Here is a 26,400-nt window from a genome sequence, read left to right as displayed (position 1 = left end):
ATCCCCAAGGAATTTTCATGAATTTGTATTCGTTGTTAGAAAAAGGTTTTCCTAAAGATAAGAAAGCCTGCGCTCTTGAGACCCACGATGGACTGTATTACTCATGGGGTGACCTTGAGCGTTCTACAGCCATGATGGCCAACCTCTTGAAGAACCTGAAGCTTCCCAAGGGTTCCCGGGTTGCTGTCCAAGTAGAAAAGTCTCCTGAAGCACTTTTTCTGTATCTCGCTACGATTCGTGCAGGTTATGTTTATCTACCCCTGAATACTGCTTATCAGGCTGCTGAAATGCAGTACTTCATTGAGAATGCTGAGCCAGCATTGGTAGTTTGCAGTAGCAAGAACTTCGCCTGGGTATCCAAAGTGGCGTTTAAGGCGGGTACTAAGCATGTTCTTACCTTAGACGACAACCGAACTGGCACCTTGCTCGAAAGAGCGGCTGTGCAAAGCGATAAGTTCAAGACGGTTACTGTGAAAGATGATGATCTCGCAGCAATTCTCTATACCTCTGGTACAACTGGTCGTAGCAAGGGCGCAATGCTGACCCATAAAAATTTAGGTAGCAATGCAGCTGTTTTGCAAAAGTTCTGGGGCTGGCAAAAAGGCGATGTTTTGTTACATGCTTTGCCAATCTTCCACGTTCATGGTTTATTTGTAGCAGCTCATGGTGCCTTGATCAACGGCAGCAAGATGATCTGGCTGCCACGCTTAGATACTGCTCAATTACTCCATCACATGCCTCAGTCCACTGTAATGATGGGTGTACCCACTTTCTACGTCCGCTTACTTGCCGACAAGGGTTTCAATAAGCAGACTGCACGTAATATGCGCTTATTTGTTTCTGGCTCCGCTCCCTTGTTGACCGAAACCTTTAATAGCTTTAAAGAAGTAATTGGTCAGCCAATCTTGGAACGCTATGGCATGAGTGAAACCGTGATGTTGGTTTCTAATCCCTACAAGGGCAATCGCGTTGGTGGCTCAGTAGGTATCCCACTGCCTGGCGTGAAGGTAAGGGTGGTAGACGAGAATAATAAGCCTTGTGGCCCTAACGAGATTGGCAGCATTCAGGTGAGAGGCCCCAATATTTTTGCTGGTTACTGGCGCATGCCTGAGAAGACGGCAGAAGAGTTCACCAAAGATGGTTGGTTTAAAACTGGCGATGTTGGACGCTGGGGTGGTCCAGCTAATGGTGGCAATGCTCCAGATAACTATCTCTGCATCGTTGGTCGCAGTAAGGATTTAATTATCTCTGGCGGCTATAACGTGTATCCAAAAGAGATTGAAGGCTTTATTGATGATATGGATGGCGTTGATGAGAGCGCTGTGATCGGCATCCCTCATCCTGATTTTGGTGAGGCTGTGATGGCGGTCGTTGTGCCTAAAGCTGGTGTCAAGCTGGATTCACAGGCGATGATTAATACCTTAAAGACTCAGATTGCCAATTTCAAAGTACCAAAACGCTTAGAGATCGTTTCTGATTTGCCTCGTAATGCCATGGGCAAAGTTCAGAAAAATGTTCTGCGTGAGCAATACACCCAGAAGTAATTTAGCTCTTATAAACCAAATGCCTTGCGGCTTTCATTAAACATGAAGGCCGCAAGCAAGAGCAAAATAAATCCAAAGATGCGTTTGAGTTGTGCAACATTTAGTTTGCGCGCCATCTTTGCACCCCAAGGCGCAGTGAAGATGCTGACAATCACAATGCAGCCTACTGAAGGCAAGTAGACATAGCCGAGTGAACCTGCAGGTAGATTAGGTATTCCCCAGCTGCCGTACATGTAGCCCAAGGTTGCCGATAGTGCTACCGGCAAACCTAAACCAGAGGAGGTGGCCATGGCAGTATGGGGTTTGACGTTACACCAAATCATGAATGGCACAGTTACAAAAGCACCGCCCGCTCCGACCAGACTTGCAAGGGCTCCAACAAAAGTGCCAAACGAAAATAATCCTGCTGAGCCTGGAAGATCGCGACCGGGCTTAGGTTGTTTATTGCGCAGCATCTGAATAGCGCTGTACACAATAAAACAGCCAAAGAACAAAGAAAGCCATGAGGTCTTGATTGCCTCAAATAATTCACTACCACCAATCAGGGCGCCGAACACCATGCCTGGGCTAAGCAGCCCAATCAGTTTCCAGTTCACTGAACCATGTTTATGGTGAGCCCAAATCGCTGATGAGGTAGTAAACAAAATCGTTGCCATACCACTGGCAATTGCCATGTGCACAATCAAGTCTTGTGGAAAGCCTAAATGATTGAATACCATAATCATGAAGGGGACTAAGATCATTCCGCCGCCAATACCGAGCAGTCCGGCTAAGAACCCAGAAATACTTCCGCAGAGCAGCAGCATCAGAATGTCGTTTACTGCCATATAGGATTCCCCGCCTTAGCCGCTAGGCCGTCATCCTGAACCCTAGGGTTCAAGGTGGAACGGCTACTCTGCTTCGGGTGCATTAAGCTCTTCAGGGAGTGAACAGCGCGAAGCTGCCACTGTGAAGTATCAAAACGCTCACGCCCACAAGGTAAAGATCGTTCCGGATGCTTGCGCATCGGTTCAAGGAACTATTGGCCTTGGCGAACCAGGCAGGGAAAGGGTTTGCATCAGTGCATCAACCTGACTCTCTAAAGAATGAATTTCTTCTTGGAGGCGGGATACATCTTCTGATTGAAGGCTACTTGGTGCGGCCATATTTTGCTGTTCATTTTGCAGCTTGATAAAGTCGCCAGCAATTTTGAGAGCCGCCATCATGCTGGCACGCTCAATACTGCGATTACCGCCATTAATCGCCAACTGAATTTGTTCGTCAACGAGGGTGCAGGCAGCCCGCAACAGGTGTTCATGCTCAGTGCTAGTTGCTAGCGCAATCTTTTGACCGGCAATTACTACTTCAATGCGTTGTTGGCTCATTACCATCCTCAGGTTCTGGGGTGCTGCTTTCACCAAGTAAATTCATTTGACGCCCGTCAGTTTGTTCGGGTAGTCGACTCAAGATATGTTGAATACGTTTTTGTGCATCCTCAATTTTTTCTTCCAACTGAACGCGGTCAGCTGCCAATTTTTGGACAGCAACCGCTACCTGGGCAAGCTTTTCAGTAAGGCGTTGAATCGAGGCCTCTAAGCTGCCTAGATCGCTGGAAGAGGAGGGGTATTGATCACTCATAGTGCCATTGTAGCTTTTTGAGAAGGGACTGGGAAAGCTTCCTAAGACCCCCTTTTTTTTGGCTGGAATGGGGGGTCTATTTATAGGAACAAGGCCAGCGCCATCTTTACCTACTTAACTAAATAACGTAGGCCCACAAATACATTTGAACCTGCATTGGCATAACCATAGCTAGTTTGATATTGAGAATTAAATACGTTGTTCCATCGAATAAAAGTTGATAAATTCTTTTCAATTTCATAGCTGCCGTAAATACCTACCAATGTGTAGCTGGGCATACTGTATGTATTAGCAGTTTGGTCAGAATTTACACCTCCCCAGCGGGGCCCAGTAAGCGTGATATTAGAGCCAAAATTAAATTTTTGGATTTTGTAATCTGCCAACAAATTACCAACCCAATTAGCGCGGTTTGGTACATCAAGTCCAGTATTTTGATCAACAGTACTCATTGCATCTGCAGATGCTTTCAGGGTGAGTTTTTCAAATCTACCATCAACCCCTAATGAAGCCCCCTTGATTTGGACAAGACTGAAGTTTGTTGGGTACGATCCGGAATAATTCGCAGGATTGTCACATGTATAGTCGGGGCAATTAATTGGAACGATAAAATTTTCAATTCTATTTTGGTAAGCAGTTAAATGCACTCCATATTGCTGGGTTTCGTAATGAATCCCCCCCTCGACATTTCGATTGGATTCAGGTTTTAGGTTAGGGTTTCCATAACCCGGGTAGTAGAGGTCATTAAAAGCTGGAGCACGAAAGCCGGTTCCATAGTTGATATTTGTTCTCAGTTCTTTTGTGAGAAAGTAGCCGTAAGCTGCACTGTATGTTGCTTTAGAGCCATACGAAGAGATATTGTCGTTACGGACAGCTATAGTAGCTAAATGATCGCCTCGTTTTAATTCATAAGCACCAGCGATTGAGTCGGTAGTTCTGAGTTGGCTAATATTGATATTTGCACATCCCGAGGCACTGTAAGTGCAGCCTGTTTGATATGCCGAGTTATCCATATTGGCATATTGCATATTCCGCTCAAGTAATACTTGAACCTTATCAGTACCAAGCTTTAAATCGTTTTGCCATAGATAATCATAGGCTGGAGTAACCAACTTATCGTTACTTTGAGAGGTTAGACTTTGCCCGGAATTGGTTGAGCTAGATACTTGAAAAAAGCTGCTCCATAAATCTGTAATCTGGTTTTTTGAATAAGCAGAGATGATGGCGAGTTGATTTACCCCAATGTCTGTTTCAGGGGAGCCATTATTACTTGGATATTGCCAACTATTTTTACTGGTAAATACTTTCACGCCGAATTCTTGGCCCTGTGACCAAGTATTGCTTAATGAACCACTGGCACCAAGCCTTGTATATCCAGTTGATGTTGTTGGATAACTTGTTGCATAGCTAGTCATACTTGGGTTCTTTGGATTATTACTCGCAACAGTATTAAATCCCGCAGAGTTTTCTTGGCTTATGCCCAGAGAGTATGTGGTACCACTTTCCTTGCCGAGGGATCCACTTAGTACTGCACTTGTAATGCTGGTGTTATAGCTTCCATAGCCTGCAGAAGCTTCAAGTTGGGTTGGTCCCCCACCTTTTTTTGTGAAGATTTGGATTACACCGCCCATGGCATCAGAACCATAAAATGTGCTTTGAGGACCATAAATAATTTCTATATGATCGATTAATGCAAGTGGAATTGAGTTCCAAATTGCTCCGCCACCAACAGAGTCAATCTTGACCCCATCAATAAGTACAAGACTTTGTGCATTACTTGTACCTCTTAAATAAACACTAGTGATATTCCCTGATCCACCAGAGCTCGATATTTGCACCCCTCTTTGTTGTTGTAATAAATCGGGTAGGCTAGACTGTGCGGAGTTTTCGATTTCTTCCCGGCTGATGTACGTGTAGTCTGCGAGCACATCGTTTCCAGATTTCGCAGTACGAGTTGCCGTGACAATGATGGGATTTTCTGGAGTGAGAGAATTCGTAACTGAGACAGTGCTAGAGTTTTGCGCGAATACTGTTGGACTGACGAGCAAGCCAAGGCCACAAAATAGGGTGGCTATTTTTTTATTACTGAAATTCCGTTTCATGCTGCACTTTCTGTTTTCGAATACCCGCGCCAACTTCCCCGTTAGCAGGGTCGAACAGAATTTCACGTGCAAGAGATCGGGCGTCAATAAGGGTCCGGGCCTTTTGGGGCGAGGACAATCATCGGCGCGCGAAGGTCCCCGTCCGCAAAATTCCACCTGTCTTGGCCGGTATCCGGGCTAGTAAACATCAGAATCTGGCCTTCCCATGCGATTGACGCGCACAGTGGCTTTTGAGATTCCTTGCCCCATATTGTGAAATCTGGGGTGCATTTACTTACCGTTGCGGGGGCAGCACACGTTTAGTGTTTCCCGTTTAACCCTATTGCAATGCAATAAGGCACCACGACACAGTAATTCTATCTTAAATAGCTTTCTAGACTAGGTATTTGAGGGTTTTGACGTCCTAAAACGCCTACAATATAGGGCTTAGGAACGAAGAATTCATGACCGCATTAGATAAGCATCCCGAAAAAAACCTGATACGCCTACAACTTAGCCAGAACTCGGTTTTGCAGAGTCTTGATTCGAGCGCAATGGCTGATTTAGAAGCCCATCTAGAGATCGCAGATCTCAAAAAAGGCGATATCCTCCTGCATCAGGGCGACCACCAAATGGAGCAGTACTTTGTCCTGGATGGCATTTTGAAAAGAATCGTCTCTAGCGCAGATGCTAAGGAAATGATTCTGCGTTTTGCGATCGAAAAAGATATCGAGACCAGTTATGCAGCATGGCGCCTCAAGACATCCGCCCCCTACAGCATTGCTTCAGTGACCAAGGCCCGTGTAGCACGGATGCCCCTCAAGGCTTGGGTTGAGTTTTTAGATGCCCATCCGGCCCTGAAAGAAAGCTTTGAGTTTGAGGTCATGCGCTTGATGAGCGAGATCATGGCTCACACCATCACTTTGCATATGCTTGATGCACCTGGTCGGGTAGAGCGTTTCTTGCGTAAGTACCAGTATTTATTTGAATTGCTGCCCAAAAAAGAGCTGGCTGCTTACCTCAATCTGTCCCCCGAGACCCTGAGCCGCCTCAAAACCAAGCATAAAGAACTCTTTGTCTAGGCAGGAGCCAGCCCAATAAAACTGGGCATTTCAGTGGAAATTGACCCAAGTCAATGATCCATTGCCTCCCCAAGCCTAAGATTCAGTTCTGCTATGGAGGAGACGCTTTCTCCCTCTTGCATTGTTTATAACTTTAATAATTATTTATGACTACAGATACTCAAAACACCCAGTTAACCGATGGCTTTCATCTGGTTATTGATGCCCTGAAGGCAAACGATCTCAACACCATTTTTGGTCTTGTTGGTATTCCAATCACTGACTTGTGCCGTTTAGCGCAAGCAGAAGGTATGCGTTTTATCGGCTTCCGACATGAGCAACACGCAGGTAATGCTGCTGCTATTGCGGGCTACATGACTCAACAGCCGGGTATCTGTATGACAGTTTCTGCTCCTGGATTCTTGAATGGTTTGACTGCCTTAGCAAATGCAACTGTCAACTGTTTCCCAATGATTTTGATCAGCGGTTCTAGTGCGCGTGAGATCGTTGACTTGCAACAAGGTGACTACGAAGAGATGGATCAGCTCAATGCAGCCAAGCCATACGCAAAAGCGGCTTATCGTATCAACCACATTGAAGATATTGGTATCGGCTTTGCTCGCGCGATTCGTGCAGCAGTATCAGGTCGTCCTGGTGGCGTATATCTGGATTTGCCAGCTCAGTTGCTCGCACAAACCATGCCCGCTGCTGAAGCGAAGAAAACCATCTTCAAGGTAATCGATCCTGTTCCTCGTCAAATTCCTGCTGCTGATGCAGTCGAGCGTGCACTCAATGTATTAAAGGGTGCCAAGCGCCCATTGATTCTTTTGGGTAAAGGCGCAGCGTATGCCCAGGCTGATAGCCAGGTGCGTGATTTGATTGAGAAGTCTGGTATTCCATATTTGCCAATGTCGATGGCTAAAGGTTTGTTGCCTGATAACCATCCACAGTCAGCATCTGCAGCTCGTTCATTTGTTTTGGCCGAAGCAGACGCAGTCTTGTTGGTTGGTGCGCGTTTGAACTGGTTACTCGCACACGGTAAAGGTAAGACTTGGGGCAAAGATCCTAAGAAATTTATTCAGATCGATATTCAGGCAAACGAAGTTGATAGCAACGTACAAATTGATGCTCCATTGATTGGTGATATTGGCTCATGCGTTGGCGAACTCTTGAAGGGTATTGCTGCAGTTCCTAAGCCAAGCGCTGAGTGGATCAATGCCATTAATGAGAAGAAAGACAAGAACATGGCGAAGATGGCAGAAACACTTGCCAAAGAAGCAACGCCAATGAACTTCCATGGTGCCTTGCGTGTGATTCGTGATGTGGTTAAAAAGAATCCAGACATCAACTTGGTGAACGAGGGCGCGAATACATTGGATTACTGCCGTGCGATTGTGGATATGTACAAGCCACGTAAACGTTTCGACTCTGGCACTTGGGGCATTATGGGTATTGGTATGGGTTACGCGATTGGTGCGGCCGTGACGAGCGGATTACCCACGATTGCAGTTGAAGGGGATAGCGCCTTTGGATTTAGTGGTATGGAATTAGAGACCATCTGCCGTTATAACTTACCTATCACTACGATTGTTTTCAATAACAACGGCGTTTATCGCGGAACCGATGTCAATACCTCTGGCACTGCAGATGTTGCCCCCACTGTCTTTGTTAAAGACGCACGCTATGACAAGATGATTGAGGCCTTTGGCGGAGTAGGTTATTACGTGACCACCCCTGCTGAATTAGAAGCAGCTTTAACTAAAGCGATTGCTGCTGGTAAACCTGCTTTGATCAATGCGGTCATTGATGAAACTGCAGGCACCGAAAGCGGACGTTTAACGAATCTCAACCCATCTAGTGCTGCAGCTAAGCACTAAGCCAACAGTAATTGATCAGTAATATTGACTAGCTACATTAAGTAATACTTTAAGGAGAAACAAACATGACTAAACCATTAGACGGCATTCGGATTATCGACTTCACCCACGTACAAGCGGGTCCCGCCTGCACCCAATTGTTGGGCTTTTATGGCGCTGATGTGATCAAGGTAGAGCGTCCAGGATCTGGCGATGTGACTCGTAGTCAGTTACGCGACATTCCAGGCGCGGATGCTTTGTATTTCACAATGCTCAACGGTAATAAGCGTTCTTTAACTTTGGATACCAAGACCCCAGAAGGTAAAGAAGTTTTAGAGAAGATGATCAAAGCATCTGATGTCATGGTTGAAAACTTCGGCCCAGGCGCTTTGGATCGCATGGGTTTTTCTTGGAAGCGTATTCAGGAGTTGAACCCAAAAATGATTTTGGCTTCTGTTAAAGGTTTCAGCGATGGCCACTCTTACGAGGACTTGAAGGTATACGAGAACGTTGCCCAATGTGCTGGCGGTGCTGCTTCTACAACTGGTTTCTGGGATGGTCCTCCTACTGTTTCTGCTGCTGCTTTGGGCGACTCCAATACGGGTATGCACTTGGCGATTGGTATTTTGACTGCATTGATGCAGCGTCAGAAGACCGGTAAAGGTCAAAAAGTATCTTGCTCAATGCAAGACGCCGTTTTGAATCTGTGTCGTGTGAAGTTGCGCGATCAGCAGCGTTTGGACAAGATTGGTTACTTGGAAGAGTATCCTCAGTATCCACACGGTTCATTCTCTGATGTCGTGCCACGCGGCGGTAACGCTGGCGGTGGCGGTCAACCAGGTTGGGTCTTGAAGTGTAAAGGTTGGGAAACTGATCCTAATGCGTACATCTACTTCACCATTCAAGGCCATGCATGGGAGCCAATTACCAAAGCTTTGGGTAAACCAGAGTGGGCAACTGATCCAGCGTACATGACTGCTGAAGCACGTCAAGACAAGATTTTTGACATCTTCGCCACCATTGAAGACTGGTTAAAAGACAAGACTAAATACGAAGCAGTGGATATTCTCCGTAAGTTTGATATTCCTTGTGCACCAGTTCTTTCTATGAAAGAGTTGGCTAACTCACCAGACTTGCGTAAGAGTGGTTCAATCGTTGAAGTGGATCACAAAGTACGCGGTAAGTATTTGACTATTGGCAGCCCAATCAAGTTCTCTGATTTAGAGATCGAAGTAAAGCCATCACCAGTATTAGGTGAGCATACCGATGAGGTATTGGCTGACTTAGGTTATGGCAAAGAAGACATTGCCAAACTGCACGCAGCTAAAGCAGTTTAAGTAGATTCAAATGGTCTCAGAAGGCGCTCTCAGTGGGCGCCTTTTTTACGTCTAAGGGTTCTCCCTAGCTAAAAAATAGGCAATATTCCACCCTGATTTCTCGCTGGTAAAATTGAACTAATTCAAAATTTCAATCTTCCTAGGACTTTAATCATGGCAAAAGCATTAGACGGGGTCAAAATCCTCGACTTTACGCATGTTCAATCTGGCCCAACCTGCACTCAGTTATTAGCTTGGTTTGGTGCTGACGTTATCAAGGTGGAAAAATCGGGTGAGGGTGATGCTACTCGCGGTCAACTCCGCGATATTCCAGATGCAGACAGTTTGTACTTCACAATGCTCAATCACAACAAGCGTTCGATCACTGTCAATACCAAAACTCCAAAGGGTAAAGAAATTCTGGAGCGCTTGATTAAAGAGTGTGACGTGCTGGTAGAGAACTTTGCACCTGGCGCATTGGATCGTATGGGTTTTTCGTGGGAGCGTATTCAAGAACTTAATCCGCGCATGATCATGGCCTCGGTTAAAGGTTTTGGCCCTGGACCCTATGAAGACTGCAAAGTCTATGAGAACGTCGCCCAATGTGCTGGTGGTTCAGCTTCCACAACTGGATTTGATGATGGCCCTCCTATGGTGACTGGTGCGCAGATCGGTGATAGCGGCACCGGTTTACATTTAGCGCTCGGCATTGTGACTGCTTTGTATCAACGTACCCAAACGGGCCGCGGTCAAAAAGTATTAGCAGCAATGCAAGATGCTGTTCTCAATCTCTGCCGTGTGAAATTACGTGATCAACAGCGCTTAGAACGCAATGGTGAAATGCGCGAGTACCCACAGTATCCTAATGGACAGTTTGGTAATGCTGTACCTCGTGCTGGTAATGCCTCTGGTGGCGGACAGCCTGGCTGGATTCTGAAATGTAAAGGTTGGGAAACCGATCCGAACTCCTATATCTATGTGGTGGTTCAAGCTCCTGTGTGGGAGGCGATTTGCAAAGTGATTGGCCGCGAAGATTGGATTACCGATCCTAAATTTGCTTCCCCTACTGCCCGTTTGCCCCATCTCATGGATATTTTTGGTGGTATCGAACAGTGGACAATGACCAAGACCAAGTTTGAAGCAATGGATATTCTCAATAAATACGATGTTCCTTGCGGCCCAATTCTGTCAATGAAAGAGTTGGCTGAAGAGCCATCTTTGCGTGAGACAGGTACAGTGGTTGAGGTAGATCATCCAGTGCGCGGCAAGTATTTAACTGTAGGCAATCCCATTAAGTTATCGGATAGCGAAACTGAGGTGACTCGCTCCCCATTGCTGGGCGAACATACTGATGAAATCTTGAATGAGCTTGGCTATAGTACCGATGAGTTAATCGAACTTCGTCACGACAAGGTTATCTGATGCGCATCGCCTTAATTGGAAGTGCAGATTTTGGCAAGGCTGCATTAGAAGCTTTTTTGGATCGGGGCGATGAACTGGTTGCGGTCTTTTGTCCCCCAGATAATCCTAAATCCAGTAAGCCTGAAGCCCTTAAAGAGGCTGCTCTAGCGAGAGGCCTCACTCCTTTGCAATTTACTTCCTTGAAAAGTCCTGAAGCTGCTCAGGCCATGATTGATAGCAATGCGGATATCTGTGTCATGGCATATGTATTGCAGTTTGTACCTCAGGAGCTTGTCAAAATTCCGAAGCACGGCACGATTCAATATCACCCATCTTTATTGCCAAAGTACCGTGGTCCCAGCGCCATCAATTGGGCGATTGCGTTGGGCGAAGAGAAAACGGGCTTAACCATTTTCCGTCCCTCTGATGGTTTAGATGAAGGCGCAGTCATTTTGCAAAAAGAAGTAGCAATCGGACCAAACGATACTTTGGGTCAAATCTACTTTGATCATCTTTTCCCATTAGGCCTTAGCGCATTACTAGAGGCTGCTGATCTTATTGTGGCTGGCAAACATCAAGAAGTTATTCAAGATGAATCCCAGGCTAACTATGAAGGTTGGTTTGACGCAAATGCAGCCAAGATTCATTGGGCAACCCATATCAATCAAACCTATAACCTCATTAGGGCTTGCAATCCTGCGCCGGGAGCCTGGACAAGGTTTGGTGAGCAAAAAGTGCAGATCTACGATGCTCATAAACATATCGCTCCAACTTTTGCTTCAGTCAAAGGTAAGCCTGGTGAAATCACTGAGATTAGCTTGAACTCATTCTCAGTAGCTTGCCATGGTGGCCAAATTGAGGTGCTCAGAGCAAAGGGCGCTGCAGGTAAGGTGACGGGCGCCGAACTTGCTCAAGAACTTCATCTTGCAGTTGGACAATTCTTCGAGTTGTAATTCAAAGGGTTTAGATTTCGAGATTATCGATTAGGCGAGTTTTGCCAAGCTTGGCCGCAGTCAGAATAACTAAAGACTCTTTGGCATCAAGCGCAGTATTGCTAGGAGTGGCTAAGTCACTTTGCAGACGAATGGCAATGTAGTCCGGCCGCCAGCCTCTTTTTGTAAGGGTCTCAAGCGCGCCAGCCTCAATCTTTTTCAGCTCTTCTGGGCTCTGTTGTTTAAGCCCGATCACTTGCTCGCGTACTTGTTGAAGAAGTTTTTGTAACTCAGGCGCTTCACGACGCTCATCGATTGATAGATAAGTATTGCGTGAGGAGAGGGCAAGACCGTCTTCGGCGCGAATAGTTTCTGCAGGAACAATATCTACTGGTAGCGCAAATTGTTTTGCCATTTGGCGAATGATCATGAGTTGCTGATAGTCCTTCTTCCCAAATACTGCGACCTTCGGTTGGACGCAAGAAAAAAGTTTAAGCACTACTGTACAAACACCTTGAAAGAAGCCGGGCCTGAATTCTCCTTCGAGAATGTTGCCTAGTTGGTTTGGGGGTTCTACTCGATACTCTTGAGGCTGGGGATAGAGATCTTTTTCAGTAGGCGCAAATAATACATAGACACCTTCTTTCTCCAACTTCTCAATGTCTGCCTGCATAGTGCGAGGGTAGCTATCAAAATCCTCATTGGGCCCAAACTGTAGGCGATTCACAAAGATGCTGGCTACTACCGGATCACCGTGTTGGCGAGCTAAGCGCATGAGGGAAAGATGGCCTTCATGGAGGTTGCCCATGGTGGGTACAAAAGAGGCCCGATTCTGGCCGCGCAACTGATCGCGCAACTCTCCAATATCGCTAATGATTTTCATGCGCTGGGGGTATAGGCTAAGCGCACGTAGATAGGGGCGTAGGGCTCAGCTTGAGTGATCTCAATTAAGGCTTCACGTGAGAGTTCAAGCATGGCAATAAAGTTTACGATCACGACAGGTACACCTTTGCCAGATGCAATAGCATCCTCAAATAGCTCACTAAATTCGACAAAACGGGTATTTTGCAGGCGACGCAAAATCCGCGTCATGAAGTCGCGCACAGACAATTCTTCGCGAGTGATAGTGTGGTGTTGATTGAGTGTGGCACGGTGTAGAACATCGCGCCAAGCCATTTGTAGATCATCTAAATTGACTTCAGGCCAAGTGACTGCGACCGTGGTATCCACATGTCCATGAGCGATCTGGAAATCACGACCCTGTTGCGGGATTTGATCGAGCTCTTGAGCAGCAAGCTTCATACGCTCATATTCAAGTAGACGCCGCACGAGTTCTGCGCGTGGGTCTTCTACTTCTTCCTCGCTATCGGCTTTTTTCATCGGTAGCAACATGCGCGATTTGATTTCAATCAACATTGCTGCCATTAATAAATACTCAGCGGCGAGCTCAAGATTGTGATGGCGAATTTGGTCGATGTAGCTCAGATACTGTTGCGTAACCTGTGCCATTGGAATATCAAGCACATTGAAGTTCTGCTTACGAATTAAGTACAGCAATAAATCAAGCGGACCTTCAAATGCCTCTAAGAAAACTTCTAATGCATCTGGCGGAATATAGAGATCGGTTGGGAGTTTGAAAAGGGGTTCGCCATACAGCTTGGCAAACGCCTCTGACATTCCATCGGTTACTGCAGGGGTGCTATCCAGTAATTCAGATACTGGTGCTGCGCTGGGTTCAGTCATTCGAATAAACGTAAGCGCGCTGTTTTAATTTCGCAGCTTTGGCGCGGCGCATATCTTCTACGCTCTGGGGTTCTTTATCCCAAAGGAGGGCGCGTCCTTCTTGCTGTCCTGCCTCAAGATCAGGCTTCTCAGATTTCATTTCATTTAAAAACTTGGTGAAATCAGACTCGTATCGGGCCATAGTAATTCCTAAATTCTCAATCAAATCAATAACTTAAACTTTTATTGGCCAAAGATTTTTGACCACACAAACACCATTATTAACGATTTTTAGTCGTTCTCGACCAATTTCCGACTTCTAGAGATTTGCTGCCAAGAGGCTATCAATTTGAGTGGGCTCGACCCGAGTCATGAGGTGTTGATAAGCTTGGATTGGGTGTTGACTACTCAAAGGGGTATTGATGTCCTCCCAATGCATTGGCTTGAGAGATAAAAAAGTTTCCACGCCTTCCGCGACCTTAGGCAAGACCGGTTTGAGATATAAACTCAGTGCCCGAAATGCTTCTAAAGTCACGCTACAGACGCGTTGCAGATCTGCTTCACGTTCAGAATCTTTAGCAATTTCCCAAGGCTTGTTCTCATCGACAAAAGCATTCACCTTGTCGGCAAGCTCCATCACGCTACGCAATGCTTTTGCAAACTCGCGACCTTCATATAGAGCGGCAATTTTTTCACTCGCTCCTCTAATTTCGGTTAGCAAAGGATGATCCATCGCTTCGTCAGAAACGACCCCAGCAAATCGCTTCACTAAGAAGCCCGCGCTACGACTTGCAATATTGATGTACTTACCGAGGAGGTCGCTATTGACACGCGCAACGAAGTCTTGCAAGTTCAGATCTAAATCTTCCATGCTGTCATTGAGTTTGGTCGCAAAGTAATACCGGAACCATTCTGGATTGAAGCCTGATTCAATCACGCTGTGTGCAGAGATGAGGGTGCCACGTGACTTACTCATCTTCTCGCCATCGACGGTTAAGAAGCCATGGGCAAACACATTAGTTGGGGTGCGATAGCCGGCAAAGTGGAGAGTCGCTGGCCAAAAGAGGGTATGGAAATATAGGATGTCTTTACCGATAAAGTGGTACTGCTCGGTTGTGGTGTTAGGCTTAACCCACTCCTCAAAATTCAGCCCCTTTTGCTGGCAGTAGTTGAGAAAGCTGGCGTAATAGCCAATGGGGGCATCAAGCCAGACATAGAAGTACTTACCAGGAGCATCCGGAATTTCAAAACCAAAGTAGGGTGCATCGCGTGAGATATCCCAGTCACCTAATTTACTGTCTCCGGCTTCGCCAACCCATTCTTTCATTTTGTTGCGTGCTTCTGTTTGTAGAGGTGTCTTTACTTGAGTCCACTCGCGCAAGAAGCTTTCACAACGAGGATCAGATAGTTTGAAGAAGTAGTGATCAGAAACTTTTTTAATTGGTGTCGCACCACTCGCAACAGAGTAAGGGTTTTTTAAATCAACAGGGGAATAGGTTGCGCCACACTTTTCGCAAGAATCACCGTATTGATCTTTAGCGCCACACTTAGGGCATTCACCCTTGATGAAGCGATCGGGTAAAAACATTTCCTTAACAGGATCGTAAGCTTGCTCGATTGCACGTTTCTCAATTAGACCGGCATCACGCAGTTTGATATAAATACTTTGCGAGAGTTTTTCGTTCTCAGGACTATCGGTGGTGTAGTAGTTGTCAAACGAGATTAAGAAATCATCAAAGTCCCGTTTATGCTCTTTCCAAACATTGGCAATCAGTTCTTTAGGAGTGATACCTTCTTTTTCAGCGCGTAGCATGATGGGGGTGCCATGGGTATCGTCAGCCCCTACATAATGGACCTCATGCCCCCGCATTCTCTGGAAGCGGACCCAGATATCGGTTTGTACGTATTCCACCAGATGGCCAATATGAATCTGGCCATTGGCATATGGCAGGGCGGAGGTAACAAGAAGGCGGCGCGGAAGGCTACTCATGCAAAACAGGTTTGATCAAAATAGGGGTCAATATACGATTATGCTGTCTAGGCTTATGGTTCTGCAGTAATTTTAGTCTGCGGTTAAAGTTGAGCCCGATTCTTTATCTATTTAAGAAGGTGTTTTATGGCTGTATCAAGCCCCATTCAGATGTCTCATGCTTGCGTGCCGCTCGTGCACGAGGTCCAAATCGTGGACGAAGCTGGACGACTGAAAACGACCTTTATCCCTGGGGAGCGCCCCTTGACGATCTATCTCGATAAGCGAGAGATCGTGACGCTGATGACTCTCGGCAGTGCTCCTGAGGCCTTGGTTTTGGGTTATTTGCGCAATCAGCGCTTGGTAGAGTCGGTTAGCGACATTGAGAGTATTCAGGTGGATTGGGAGACCGATTCAGCAGCGGTCAAAACCCGTCGTAGTTCCGTAGATATTGATGCCCTGACAAGTAAACGGGTGGTTACCACTGGCTGTGGTCAAGGAACCATGTTTGGGGGCTTGGTAGAGGAGGTTGAGGCAATCCGTCTACCCGATGGTCCTAGTTTGCGCCAAGAAGCGATTGTGGCTCTGATCGATACGATTCGGACCCACGATACGATCTATAAGCAATCTGGCTCGGTCCATGCCTGTGCTGTCTTTGAGCGGGCGGGACCAGACCAGGTTCACTTACTCCATTTCATAGAAGATGTGGGGCGCCATAACGCTGTTGATTCCATCTCTGGACTTCTATGGCTTGAGGACAAGCCTGGCAAAGACCTGATCTTTTTTACCACTGGACGCCTCACCTCGGAGATGGTGATTAAAGGAGCGCAAATGGGGATTCCCTTTCTCATGACCCGCTCGGGCATGACTTTAATGGGCTTAGAAGTCGCTCGCAAAACGAATCTCACCCTCTTGGGCCGCTGCTCTGGCAAGCACTTTGAGATCTATAACGCCCCTGAGCGGGTGGTATTGAGCAAAGCTGCCTAAGGCGGTACTAAAACCTGCCCAAAAAGGGTGGGAAATGACTTGCGAAGGTTTTACAATCCGGCCATGACTATTAAATCAGACCACTGGATCCGCCGTATGGGCGCGCAAGGCATGATCAGCCCATTTGAACCCGGCCAAGTTCGCCAAGATACTGCCGGCCACAAAATTGTGAGTTATGGCACCTCGAGCTATGGCTATGACATTCGTTGCGCGAATGAGTTCAAGATTTTCACAAACATCAATAGCACCATTGTTGACCCCAAGAACTTTGATGAACAATCGTTTGTCGATTTCAAGGGCGATGTTTGCATCATTCCACCCAATTCATTTGCTTTGGCAAGAACAGTAGAGTTTTTTAAGATACCCCGTAACGTCTTGACAATTTGCGTTGGTAAAAGTACTTATGCACGTTGCGGAATCATCGTGAACGTGACCCCATTTGAACCCGAGTGGGAAGGTTATGTGACGCTAGAGTTTTCTAATACAACACCATTGCCAGCCAAAATTTATGCTGGTGAAGGCTGTGCTCAAGTTTTATTCTTTGAGAGTGATGAAGTTTGCGGCACCTCTTACAAAGATCGCGGCGGTAAATATCAAGGTCAAAGCGGCGTTACTCTGCCCAAGACCTAAGTTATCTTCATTCACTAATCGCTTGCGAACCTAAAGGGTCCTCATGAAATTCCGTTTCCCTATCATCATCATTGATGAAGACTTTCGTGCTGAGAACATCTCGGGCTCTGGTATTCGTGATTTGGCAGAAGCAATTGAAACCGAGGGTATGGAAGTCATCGGTTTGACTAGTTATGGCGACTTAACTTCTTTTGCTCAACAGGCCTCACGCGCATCGACATTCATCGTATCTATTGATGATGAAGAGTTTGTGTCTGATTCTGAAGACAATGATTTGCCTGCTTTAAATAATCTGCGCGCGTTTATTGCCGAGGTGCGTAAGCGTAATGAAGATATTCCCATCTTCCTTTATGGTGAGACCAGTACTTCTCGCCATATGCCTAACGATATTCTGCGTGAGCTGCATGGCTTCATTCATATGAATGAAGATACCCCTGAGTTTGTGGCGCGTCATATCATTCGCGAAGCCAAGGTTTATCTTGATTCTTTGTCACCTCCATTCTTTAAGGCCCTCACGCATTACGCCTCAGAAGGCTCGTATTCCTGGCATTGCCCAGGGCACTCAGGTGGCGTTGCCTTTTTGAAGAGTCCCGTTGGCAGAATGTTCCACCAGTTCTTTGGTGAGAATATGCTCCGCGCAGACGTATGTAATGCAGTGGAAGAGCTCGGTCAATTGCTAGATCACACCGGTCCTGTTTTGGCGAGTGAGCGTAATGCAGCGCGTATTTTTAATGCTGACCATTTGTTCTTTGTGACTAATGGCACCTCGACCTCTAACAAGATTGTCTGGCACTCCACCGTTGCGCCCAGCGATGTGGTCCTAGTAGACCGCAATTGCCATAAGTCCGTGATTCATTCAATCACGATGATGGGCGCGATTCCCGTCTTCTTAATGCCAACTCGCAATCACCTCGGCATTATTGGCCCAATCCCTAAAGAAGAGTTTGAGTGGGCCAATATTAAGAAGAAGATTGACGCTAATCCTTTCATCAAGGATAAAAATGTTATCCCCCGTGTGATGACCTTAACGCAGAGTACTTACGATGGCATTATTTATAACGTTGAGATGATTAAAGAGATGCTCGATGGCAAAGTGGATTCTTTGCATTTCGATGAAGCTTGGTTGCCCCATGCGGCATTCCATCCTTTCTACAAAGACATGCATGCAATTGGCTCAGAGCAAAAGCGTACTAAAAAGAGTTTGATGTTTGCTACCCAATCGACTCATAAATTATTGGCAGGCTTATCGCAAGCCTCACAAGTATTGGTGCAAGACGCTGAAGAGCGTAAGTTAGATCGTGATTGCTTTAACGAATCCTACCTAATGCATACCTCAACTAGTCCACAGTATTCGATCATTGCTTCTTGCGATGTGTCAGCAGCCATGATGGAATCGCCTGGCGGTACCACTTTGGTGGAAGAGTCGATTGCAGAAGCGATGGACTTCCGTCGCGCGATGCGCGAAGTCGATCATCAGTTTGGCGCTGACTGGTGGTTCCAGGTTTGGGGCCCAGATCATATTGCGCAAGAGGGTATTGGTGAGCGTTCTGACTGGGTGCTAGAGCCTAATGCGTCATGGCATGACTTTGGTAAGTTAGCCAAGGATTTCAATATGTTGGATCCGATCAAGGCCACGATTGTGACGCCGGGTTTGGACATTGATGGCAAGTTTGGTGAGATGGGTATCCCAGCTAGTATCGTCACTAAGTATTTGGCTGAGCACGGTGTGATCGTTGAGAAGTGCGGTTTGTATTCCTTCTTCATCATGTTCACCATCGGTATCACCAAAGGTCGCTGGAATACGCTCGTGACCGAGTTACAGCAATTCAAAGATCATTTTGATAAGAACATGCCCCTTTGGAAGGTTCTCCCTGAATTTGTAGCCAAGCATCCTCGTTATGAGCGGGTTGGTTTAAAAGATGTCTGTCAGCAGATTCATGAGTTCTATAAGAGTCGTGATGTAGCGCGCATGACTACCGAGATGTATACCTCAGACATGGTGCCTGCGATGTTGCCAGCCGAAGCTTGGGCCAAAATGGCGCACCGTGAAGTAGATCGTGTACCTGTCGACAAGCTTGAGGGCAGAATTACTGCCATGTTGGTAACGCCTTATCCACCAGGTATTCCTTTGCTGATTCCAGGCGAGCGTTTTAATAAACGCATTGTTGACTATCTCTACTTTGCACGTGATTTCAATGAGAAGTTTCCTGGCTTCGAGACCGATATTCACGGATTAGTGAAGACCGAAGCGAACGGCCGCACTGAGTACTACGTCGATTGTGTGAGAGCTTAGTTACAGCGTAACTAATAAATTACTTGAGTTCGCTACGTGCCTGTTTAATTGCACGAAGCACTTGCTCAGGAGCGGTGCCCCCGGCGTGTTGACGTGATTGCACTGAACCTTCAACAGTGAGCAGTTCAAAGACATCGTCGCCCAAAAGCTCCGGACGACTATCGAGGCCACAGGCAAAGCGCAACTCAGCCAGACTAAGATCAGTTAGCATGCAATTTCTACCAACGCAGGCTTTGACTGCATGCGCCACAGCTTCATGGGCATCGCGGAAAGCCAAACCTTTTTTGACTAAGTAATCAGCTAAGTCGGTTGCTGTAGCAAAACCTTCTTCAGCAGCAGCCTTCATAACCTCCGCCTTCACTTCAATATGGGGAACCATGTCAGCAAAGATGCGCAGAGTATCTTGCACGGTGTCCACTGCATCAAATAATGGCTCTTTATCTTCTTGGTTATCTTTGTTGTAAGCCAAGGGTTGGCTCTTCATCAGAGTTAAGAGGGAGATGAGATCGCCATAGACGCGACCGGTCTTGCCGCGAGCTAATTCGGGGACGTCAGGATTCTTCTTTTGCGGCATGATCGAGCTACCCGTGCAGAAGCGATCGGGCAAATCAATAAAGCCAAAGCGTGGACTCAGCCACAGGACCAGCTCTTCAGATAGGCGAGAGACATGCATCATGAAAATGGATGCAAAGGCGCAAAACTCGATCGCAAAGTCTCTGTCTGAGACAGCATCTAGAGAGTTATTGCAAATGCCATCAAAATCTAGGGCATGCGCAACTTGCTCGCGATCAATTGGATAGGTGGTGCCAGCTAAAGCTGCTGCGCCAAGCGGTAGGCGGTTAAAGCGTGCGCGCAAATCCGCTAAGCGACTGGCATCACGCGTAAACATTTCGTAATAGGCCATCAAGTGGTGGCCAAACGTAATGGGTTGCGCAACTTGTAGATGAGTGTGTCCAGGCATGATAGTGCCCGCATGTTTCTCAGCCAAGTTCAAAAACGCAGAACGTAAGAGGGTTAATGAATTACTAATCTCATCCACGCTAGCCCGCAGCCAAAGACGTAAATCAGTGGCGACTTGGTCATTGCGTGAGCGACCGGTATGTAAACGTTTGCCAGCATCGCCAATCAATTCAGTAAGGCGAGCCTCAATATTAAGGTGGACATCTTCTAAAGCAAGCTGCCAATTAAATTGGCCAGCTTCAATCTCTGTTTTGATCTGGGCCATTCCCTTTTGGATATCGGCCAGGTCTTGGGCGCTAATGATTTTTTGCTTTGCCAGCATTTCAGCATGGGCAAGTGAGCCTATAATATCGACTAAAGCGAAGCGCTGGTCAAAGCCAACCGAGGCGGTATACCGCTGCACCAGTTCTGAGACGGGTTCGTTAAAACGGGCCGACCAGGCTTGGGCTTTATTGGCGAGAGAATTTTTAGTTGAGCTCATAAACACAGTATATTGCTGTAGGTCTTTAATTATTTTAAATGTGATGTCCCCAAACCCCATTTCTTCTTCTCAGCCCAGCCGTTTGGTCATAGCTTCCCGTGAAAGTCGCCTTGCCATGTGGCAGGCTGAATATGTCCGAGATTGCCTCAAAAAGCACTATCCCGACTGCGAAATCAGCATTTTGGGCATGACTACCAAGGGCGATCAGATCCTAGATAAGGCACTCTCCAAGGTTGGGGGTAAAGGTCTGTTTGTCAAAGAGCTGGAAGCAGCTTTAGAAGATGGACGAGCAGACTTGGCGGTACATTCCTTAAAGGATGTACCCATGGTTATGCCAGCAGGTTTTGAGCTCGCATGCATTATGGCTCGTGAGGATGCAAGAGACGCTTTCGTGTCCAATGATTTTCAAGATTTGGAAGATTTACCCAAAGGCGCGGTTGTAGGAACTTCCAGCCTGCGCCGAGAATCTATTCTGCGAGCCCATTTTCCGCACTTGGTGATTGAGCCTTTGCGGGGTAATTTAGATACGCGTTTAGGTAAGTTAGACCGAGGCGAATACCAGGCGATTATCTTGGCTGCCGCTGGTTTAAAGCGTTTGGGTCTAGAGAATCGTATTCGGACGTATTTGACGGCCGATATCTATACGCCTGCAGCAGGGCAAGGCGCCCTAGGAATCGAAACCCTTCAAGGCCATCCTCAGATCAAGCAATGGCTTGCACCTTTCAATGATTTACCTACTTTGTTAGCAGTTTCAAGTGAACGTATGATTTCTCGCCAATTAGGCGGCTCTTGTGAAGTGCCACTTGCAGCACATGCTATTTTTGAGAATCAGCAAATGCAAATCCGTTCATTTGTAGCAAGCGTTGATGGTCAAACTATTTGTAGAGCAAATGCGAATGCCCCAGTGCAAACAGTAGCTGAAGCTGAGGCATTAGGCTTAGCGGTAGCTCAAGACCTGATATCTCAGGGCGCAGCCGCTTTACTACCTAAGTAAAGCCGTGACTATCAAAGTGAATACAAAAACCATTGTTATCACCAGGCCAGTTGGTCAAGCTCGTCACCTAATGGAGTTGCTCAGCGCAGCACTATCGAGTCATACCGTTACTCAGCCACCACAAATTCTGTCACTACCTTTATTGACGATCATTCCAAAGGCAGATGAAGAGCTGATTTCAGAGGTCATCAGTGCTATGCAAGATGCCGATCTCGCAATCTTTGTGAGCCCCAATGCAATCGAATGTACCTTGCGCTTAATTGAGTGCGCTTGGCAAGATTTAGCTAGAGACATTATTCCAATTGGTGTCATGGGTGGCAGTAGTGCCCAGGCTTTGCGACATCATGGTATTGGCTCGGAGGACAGCCCCACACCCATTCTGATGCCTGAGCAAAATGCAGGCTGGGATTCTGAAGGTCTATGGCAAAAGCTTCAAACCCTGGGATGGAATTGGCCCAGCAAAAAAGTGGTGATCTTCAAAGGCGAGGGCGGTCGTGATTGGCTTGCAGAAACTCTTGAGGCTGCGGGTGCAAGGGTGACGGCGATCTCGGTCTATACCCGTGTACCGCTTGCCATTGATAACCCAGCATGGTTACCAGTTCATGAGATGAATTTCGCTGACTCGCTTTGGGTCTTAACTTCTTCAGAAGCAGTTCGGTATCTAGGTAATGTGATTGAGGATCAATTTAGACAAAGCTTGAGTGATGCCAATGCACTCTGTCCGCATGACAATATTGCTGATGCTGCAAAAGCAGCAGGTTTTGCTAATGTCTTAGTTTCTGAGCCAGGCGATGAGGCTTTGATTCAGGCTAGCTTAGGATGGATTAAAAGCTTAAGTAGCCAATAGGGCAGGCAGGAATACTTCGCAAACCAAGATCGGTTTGCCTTTCAATTGATAGAGCGTTCGTCTTGCCCACAATTTTGATGGTAGCGATGGATACAGCTTCTGAAAGTGTTGCCAAAAAGGATCACGTTTAGACAAATAACAAATTTCTCGAAGTACTTTGCGTTTGGATGAATTTGGCTTCTTGGCAAATAAGACGGCACCAAGTGGTTTGTTGCCCAAACGAAGCAAGCCTTGATTGCCCCCAAGTATGCTGCTAGCGGGTATCACGCTACGCGCAATCACTAGAGGGGTATTGCCTTTACAAAGCAAAACTTCACGAACACGGCAGCGCTGAGGCTGAAAATGAAAATAGCGACTCTCATCGCTATTTAGGGCTTGACGACTATCACGCAGAACCCGAACTTCGAGCTTCTGGGCAATATGCTCCTCAATTTTTTGGGTTAATGAGCCGGTATCACTGAGCCATCTTTGCCATCTACGAGGCGCAAGATGAAGTTCACCAGAATCGACTCGATTCCATTTAGAAAGGAGGCGACGCTGGTGAGGCATGATTAGCTACCGCTAAAGTTCTTACGTTGTCCACCAGACTTCGCTTTAGCAAAGCGAGGACCAGCAGGACGTGAATCACCTGAGCGACTTGGACGCGAGTCAGCAAAGCGATTGCCATTACTTGGACGTGAGTCCGCAGAACGAGAATCAGCTTGACCGCCAGAGCGTGCTTCAGAGCGAGCACCGGAGCCATAACGGCCACCACCACCGCCTGAGCGAGCACCGCCACCACCAGGACGACCGCGACCACCACCGCCACCAGGGCGTCCGCCGCCACCGCCACCACCAAAGCTAGGCTTGGCTTGTGGCTCAAGACCAGCGATGACTGAGGCTGCAATATCTTGCTGAGTAAAACGCTCAATATTGCGAATCTTGGCACGATCACGGTGCTCAACTAAGGTAATCGCAACACCGCTGCGACCCGCACGACCAGTACGACCGATACGGTGCGTATAGTCCTCTGGTTTCATTGGGAGTCCAAAGTTAATCACGTGAGTGATACGAGGCACATCAATACCACGAGCTGCTACATCAGTTGCTACCAAAATCTTGGTATGGCCTTTGCGCAAAGACTCTAAGCGACGCATCCGCACAGCTTGAGGCATTGCACCATGAAGGGCGCTAGCTTCGTAGCCATTAGCACGGAGAGTATCAGCGATTTTCTCGCTTTCAATTTGGGTACTTGCAAATACAACTGCTTGATCTAAGGTGGCATCAGCCAAAATATGCTCAAGTAATTTATGTTTGTGTGAAGTGCTATCGGCCCAATGTAACTTCTGTTCAATGTTGGCATGTTTATCGCCAGCATGAGCCAATTCGATACGCATGGCATCCTTGGTTAATGCATTAGCTAAAGACATGATCTTCGGTGCAAAGGTTGCAGAGAACATCAAAGTTTGGTTACGACCGGCGCAACGCTTATCAATTGCTTCAAGATCATCAGCAAATCCCATGTCGAGCATGCGATCAGCCTCATCAATCACGAGTTGTTTGACATCATCAAGACGAATAGCTTTGCTATCGCACAAGTCGAGCAAGCGGCCAGGAGTAGCAACCACGAGTAATGCCCCTTTAAGAGCCTGAATTTGTTTGCCATAAGGCATCCCACCCATGACGGTGGCAATTCGGATTCCTTTGAAGCCGCGAACCAGGTTCACAGCATCAGCGGTTACCTGCTGAGCTAATTCACGAGTAGGGCAGAGCACTAACACTTTAGGTTGTGCGCGTCCTGGCACTGGTGAGCTGTTAGGGTTGCTCTCAATGAGTTGGTTAATCAATGGCAACAAAAATGCTGCTGTCTTGCCGCTACCGGTCTGGCTACTTACTAACAAATCAACACCAGTTAATGCCGCAGGAATAACCTGAGCTTGCACTGGAGTTGCGTGAGTAAAGCCTAATTCAGCAACGTTTTTAAGGAGTGGTGCCGCAAGGGCAAAAGACTGAAAGGTACTTTCAGCGTGCTTTGAGTCCGTAGACTCAGGTTTCGTTTCTTTAGAAAAAGTCATGCTATTACACATCCCCTTCAAGGGATGTCTCCGTTTGTGCACCCAATGTTTTTAAGGGTGCGATGGTCAAAGGCATCGACCATCAGACAAGCGGCAGCGTTGGTATGTTTATGACTTCTAAACGAATCGCTGAAATATAGCTGGGGGGCGATGAATCAAATTGCTTTAAAAAGCCTCTTATTATGGCAGTTTGGAGAGGCTAATACAAGGGTTTCCCCGACTTATTTCAATAAGCGCAGTAAAAACTCTGTTTTCTTGCCATAGGGAGGACGCGCCATATTCGTGCCTTTGAACATCTTGATCCCTAAAAAGCTGTGAACTTCTAAAACTGATTTTTGATGACTCAAGGTATCAAAGCCTGTTTTACCGCGATAGGCACCCATGCCGCTTGCACCAATGCCGCCAAAAGGAAGGGTCTCTACTGCAGCGTGTAAGAGTGTGTCGTTGATGGTCATACCACCAGAGCGGGTTTCAGAGATCCAACGCACTTGATTTTTATTATCACGTCCAAACCAATAGAGCGCTAAAGGATTTGGCTTGCTGTTGACATAGGTAATTGCGGCATTGATATCCTCAATCACCACAATCGGCAATATTGGCCCAAAGATTTCTTCTTGCATGACTGCTGCATCTTTACTGACATTAAGTAATGCAACAGGCATGAAGTTTTCATTTGCCACCTCTGTCAATAATGGGATGACTTGCGCGCCCCGAGTTACTGCATCCTCTACCAGAAATTTCCAACGTGCTAACTGATTCTCATCGATAGGACCGGTCAGCTGTGTATCTGCGGAGTATTGCTTTTGAGCCGCTTGCTTGAGCTCTGCAACAAATGGATCCAATTGACCTTGTTGCAGTAATACATAGTCAGGCGCAATACAAGTTTGGCCTGCATTAATCAACTTGCCGTAAACAATGCTGGCAGCAGCGTCAGCGAGTTTAGCCGAGGAATCAATCACGGCAGGCGATTTACCGCCTAACTCAAGCGTGACTGGGGTCAGGTTTTCTGCAGCAGAACGCATCACTTTTTTAGCAATCACTTCAGAGCCAGTAAAGAACAAATGATCAAAGGGTAAAGATGCAAAGATTTCTGCGACGTCTGGACCCCCAGTGCTCACACAAAATTCAGTAGGATGAAAATATTCTTGAATGAGCCCTGCTAGGAATCCTGAGGTGCGTGAGCTGCGTTCAGAAGTCTTGAGCCACACCCGGTTACCTGCTGCTATTGCAGCAATAGCAGGAAGTAAAGCTAAGTGAATCGGGTAGTTCCACGGACTGAGGATGCCCACCACACCAATGGATTGGCTTTCAATCCAAGCTTGTGATGAGCCTAAAAATCCAGGTGTCTCTACTTGGGTTGGTTTCATCCACTCTTTGAGATGCTTGCTTGTGTGTTTGCAAGCTTGATAAATCATGCCAAATTCAGCTAAGCGAGTTTCCATAGGGTGTCTAAAACCAAAGTCTGCTTCTAGAGCCTTGCAGATCTTGTCCTCATTCGCTGTGATCATTTGCTCAATTTTGCGAATGCGCTCTAAACGAACCTCCAGGCTGGGATTGGGTTCTGCGATATAGGCAGTTTTGATTTCTTCAAGTTGGAGGGTAAAACGATTCATTGGCTATCGAACTCTGCAAATAATGGAATAAAGCAGTAGGATAAA

At 46.8% G+C, this 26,400-nt stretch carries 22 protein-coding genes, 1 other RNA gene, 1 pseudogene and 1 riboswitch; of the genes and pseudogenes, 11 read left to right on the top strand and 13 right to left on the bottom strand.

The features are described 5' to 3' along the window. The first annotated feature begins 17 nt into the window (after positions 1-17). Complete coding sequence (locus tag Pas1_RS06790) at positions 18-1,544, top strand: malonate--CoA ligase (protein WP_404824867.1); 1,527 nt, start codon at positions 18-20, stop codon at positions 1,542-1,544. Between the two features lie 8 nt (positions 1,545-1,552). Here Pas1_RS06790 and Pas1_RS06785 read toward each other — a convergent pair whose 3' ends face one another. The 5 genes and pseudogenes from Pas1_RS06785 to Pas1_RS06765 all read right to left on the bottom strand — a co-directional run bounded on the left by Pas1_RS06785 (position 1,553) and on the right by Pas1_RS06765 (position 5,260). Then, on the bottom strand, positions 1,553-2,371 hold the full coding sequence (locus Pas1_RS06785; RefSeq protein WP_112294842.1) for a sulfite exporter TauE/SafE family protein: 819 nt from the start codon (positions 2,369-2,371) through the stop codon (positions 1,553-1,555). A 3-nt stretch (positions 2,372-2,374) separates the two neighbouring features. After that, positions 2,375-2,593, bottom strand: a non-coding RNA gene (gene ssrS, locus Pas1_RS06780) — 6S RNA. Between the two features lie 99 nt (positions 2,594-2,692). Beyond that, positions 2,693-2,908, bottom strand: a pseudogene (locus Pas1_RS09875) (cell division protein ZapA); the annotation flags it as partial. Next, on the bottom strand, positions 2,889-3,161 hold the full coding sequence (locus Pas1_RS06770) for a hypothetical protein (protein WP_112203309.1): 273 nt from the start codon (positions 3,159-3,161) through the stop codon (positions 2,889-2,891). The pseudogene Pas1_RS09875 and the gene Pas1_RS06770, both read right to left, overlap by 20 nt. A gap of 110 nt (positions 3,162-3,271) precedes the next feature. Next, positions 3,272-5,260, bottom strand: a complete 1,989-nt coding sequence (locus Pas1_RS06765) for a TonB-dependent receptor domain-containing protein (protein WP_112294841.1) — start codon at positions 5,258-5,260, stop codon at positions 3,272-3,274. 146 nt (positions 5,261-5,406) lie between these two features. Next, positions 5,407-5,620, bottom strand: a riboswitch (cobalamin riboswitch). Positions 5,621-5,703: 83 nt separating this feature from the next. Between Pas1_RS06765 and Pas1_RS06760 the strand changes: the two genes are divergently transcribed. From Pas1_RS06760 to Pas1_RS06740, 5 genes are all read left to right on the top strand, one after another. Beyond that, the gene (locus Pas1_RS06760; RefSeq protein WP_112294840.1) at positions 5,704-6,321 is read left to right on the top strand and encodes a Crp/Fnr family transcriptional regulator; all 618 of its coding nucleotides are present in this window, start codon (positions 5,704-5,706) and stop codon (positions 6,319-6,321) included. Positions 6,322-6,467: 146 nt separating this feature from the next. Further along, the gene (gene oxc, locus Pas1_RS06755) at positions 6,468-8,177 is read left to right on the top strand and encodes an oxalyl-CoA decarboxylase (RefSeq protein WP_112294839.1); all 1,710 of its coding nucleotides are present in this window, start codon (positions 6,468-6,470) and stop codon (positions 8,175-8,177) included. Between the two features lie 65 nt (positions 8,178-8,242). Further along, complete coding sequence (gene frc / locus Pas1_RS06750) at positions 8,243-9,493, top strand: formyl-CoA transferase (protein WP_112208926.1); 1,251 nt, start codon at positions 8,243-8,245, stop codon at positions 9,491-9,493. Between the two features lie 153 nt (positions 9,494-9,646). Further along, positions 9,647-10,894 carry a formyl-CoA transferase gene (frc, locus tag Pas1_RS06745; RefSeq protein WP_112294838.1) on the top strand — a complete coding sequence of 416 codons (1,248 nt, stop codon included), beginning with the start codon at positions 9,647-9,649 and terminating at the stop codon, positions 10,892-10,894. Further along, complete coding sequence (locus Pas1_RS06740; protein WP_112294837.1) at positions 10,894-11,826, top strand: methionyl-tRNA formyltransferase; 933 nt, start codon at positions 10,894-10,896, stop codon at positions 11,824-11,826. The genes frc (Pas1_RS06745) and Pas1_RS06740 overlap by 1 nt, the downstream gene beginning before the upstream one ends. A 10-nt stretch (positions 11,827-11,836) precedes the next feature. Here the strand turns inward: Pas1_RS06740 and panC are convergent, their stop codons facing one another. The 4 genes from panC to metG all read right to left on the bottom strand — a co-directional run bounded on the left by panC (position 11,837) and on the right by metG (position 15,517). Beyond that, positions 11,837-12,688 (bottom strand): pantoate--beta-alanine ligase, encoded by an 852-nt coding sequence (gene panC / locus Pas1_RS06735; RefSeq protein ID WP_112203325.1) that lies wholly within the window; start codon positions 12,686-12,688, stop codon positions 11,837-11,839. Continuing rightward, positions 12,685-13,548, bottom strand: a complete 864-nt coding sequence (locus tag Pas1_RS06730; protein WP_112203327.1) for a segregation and condensation protein A — start codon at positions 13,546-13,548, stop codon at positions 12,685-12,687. Before Pas1_RS06730 ends, panC begins: the two co-directional genes overlap by 4 nt. Next, positions 13,541-13,729 carry a DUF3460 family protein gene (locus Pas1_RS06725; RefSeq protein WP_112203329.1) on the bottom strand — a complete coding sequence of 63 codons (189 nt, stop codon included), beginning with the start codon at positions 13,727-13,729 and terminating at the stop codon, positions 13,541-13,543. The genes Pas1_RS06730 and Pas1_RS06725 overlap by 8 nt, the downstream gene beginning before the upstream one ends. Before the next feature lie 117 nt (positions 13,730-13,846). Then, complete coding sequence (gene metG / locus Pas1_RS06720) at positions 13,847-15,517, bottom strand: methionine--tRNA ligase (RefSeq protein WP_112294836.1); 1,671 nt, start codon at positions 15,515-15,517, stop codon at positions 13,847-13,849. Positions 15,518-15,643: 126 nt separating this feature from the next. Here metG and Pas1_RS06715 point away from each other — a divergent pair, with 126 nt between their 5' ends. From Pas1_RS06715 to Pas1_RS06705, 3 genes are all read left to right on the top strand, one after another. Next, the gene (locus Pas1_RS06715) at positions 15,644-16,483 is read left to right on the top strand and encodes a formate dehydrogenase accessory sulfurtransferase FdhD (RefSeq protein ID WP_112203333.1); all 840 of its coding nucleotides are present in this window, start codon (positions 15,644-15,646) and stop codon (positions 16,481-16,483) included. Positions 16,484-16,546: 63 nt separating this feature from the next. Next, complete coding sequence (gene dcd / locus Pas1_RS06710) at positions 16,547-17,113, top strand: dCTP deaminase (RefSeq protein ID WP_112203335.1); 567 nt, start codon at positions 16,547-16,549, stop codon at positions 17,111-17,113. Between the two features lie 43 nt (positions 17,114-17,156). Beyond that, the gene (locus tag Pas1_RS06705; RefSeq protein ID WP_112294835.1) at positions 17,157-19,406 is read left to right on the top strand and encodes an arginine/lysine/ornithine decarboxylase; all 2,250 of its coding nucleotides are present in this window, start codon (positions 17,157-17,159) and stop codon (positions 19,404-19,406) included. 19 nt (positions 19,407-19,425) lie between these two features. On the opposite strand, the gene argH is transcribed toward Pas1_RS06705, so the two are convergent. Beyond that, the gene (gene argH / locus Pas1_RS06700) at positions 19,426-20,847 is read right to left on the bottom strand and encodes an argininosuccinate lyase (protein ID WP_112294834.1); all 1,422 of its coding nucleotides are present in this window, start codon (positions 20,845-20,847) and stop codon (positions 19,426-19,428) included. Positions 20,848-20,890: 43 nt separating this feature from the next. Here argH and hemC point away from each other — a divergent pair, with 43 nt between their 5' ends. After that, positions 20,891-21,841 carry a hydroxymethylbilane synthase gene (gene hemC / locus Pas1_RS06695; protein WP_112294833.1) on the top strand — a complete coding sequence of 317 codons (951 nt, stop codon included), beginning with the start codon at positions 20,891-20,893 and terminating at the stop codon, positions 21,839-21,841. A 16-nt stretch (positions 21,842-21,857) separates the two neighbouring features. Continuing rightward, positions 21,858-22,688, top strand: coding sequence for a uroporphyrinogen-III synthase (locus Pas1_RS06690; protein ID WP_112205795.1), 831 nt, complete (start codon positions 21,858-21,860; stop codon positions 22,686-22,688). Here the strand turns inward: Pas1_RS06690 and Pas1_RS06685 are convergent. The 3 genes from Pas1_RS06685 to Pas1_RS06675 form a co-directional block, all read right to left on the bottom strand. After that, on the bottom strand, positions 22,674-23,237 hold the full coding sequence (locus tag Pas1_RS06685; RefSeq protein WP_112294832.1) for a chorismate--pyruvate lyase family protein: 564 nt from the start codon (positions 23,235-23,237) through the stop codon (positions 22,674-22,676). The two genes, Pas1_RS06690 and Pas1_RS06685, sit on opposite strands and share 15 nt — an antisense overlap. A gap of 2 nt (positions 23,238-23,239) precedes the next feature. Beyond that, the gene (locus Pas1_RS06680; RefSeq protein WP_112208932.1) at positions 23,240-24,742 is read right to left on the bottom strand and encodes a DEAD/DEAH box helicase; all 1,503 of its coding nucleotides are present in this window, start codon (positions 24,740-24,742) and stop codon (positions 23,240-23,242) included. Positions 24,743-24,963: 221 nt separating this feature from the next. Beyond that, the gene (locus tag Pas1_RS06675) at positions 24,964-26,355 is read right to left on the bottom strand and encodes an aldehyde dehydrogenase family protein (RefSeq protein WP_112294831.1); all 1,392 of its coding nucleotides are present in this window, start codon (positions 26,353-26,355) and stop codon (positions 24,964-24,966) included. Positions 26,356-26,400: the final 45 nt, after the last annotated feature.

It is taken from the genome of Polynucleobacter paneuropaeus (assembly GCF_003261235.1).
Taxonomy (GTDB): Bacteria; Pseudomonadota; Gammaproteobacteria; order Burkholderiales; family Burkholderiaceae; genus Polynucleobacter; species Polynucleobacter paneuropaeus.
Note: the sequence above shows the minus strand (reverse complement) of the source record. Positions and strands in the feature narration are given on the sequence as shown.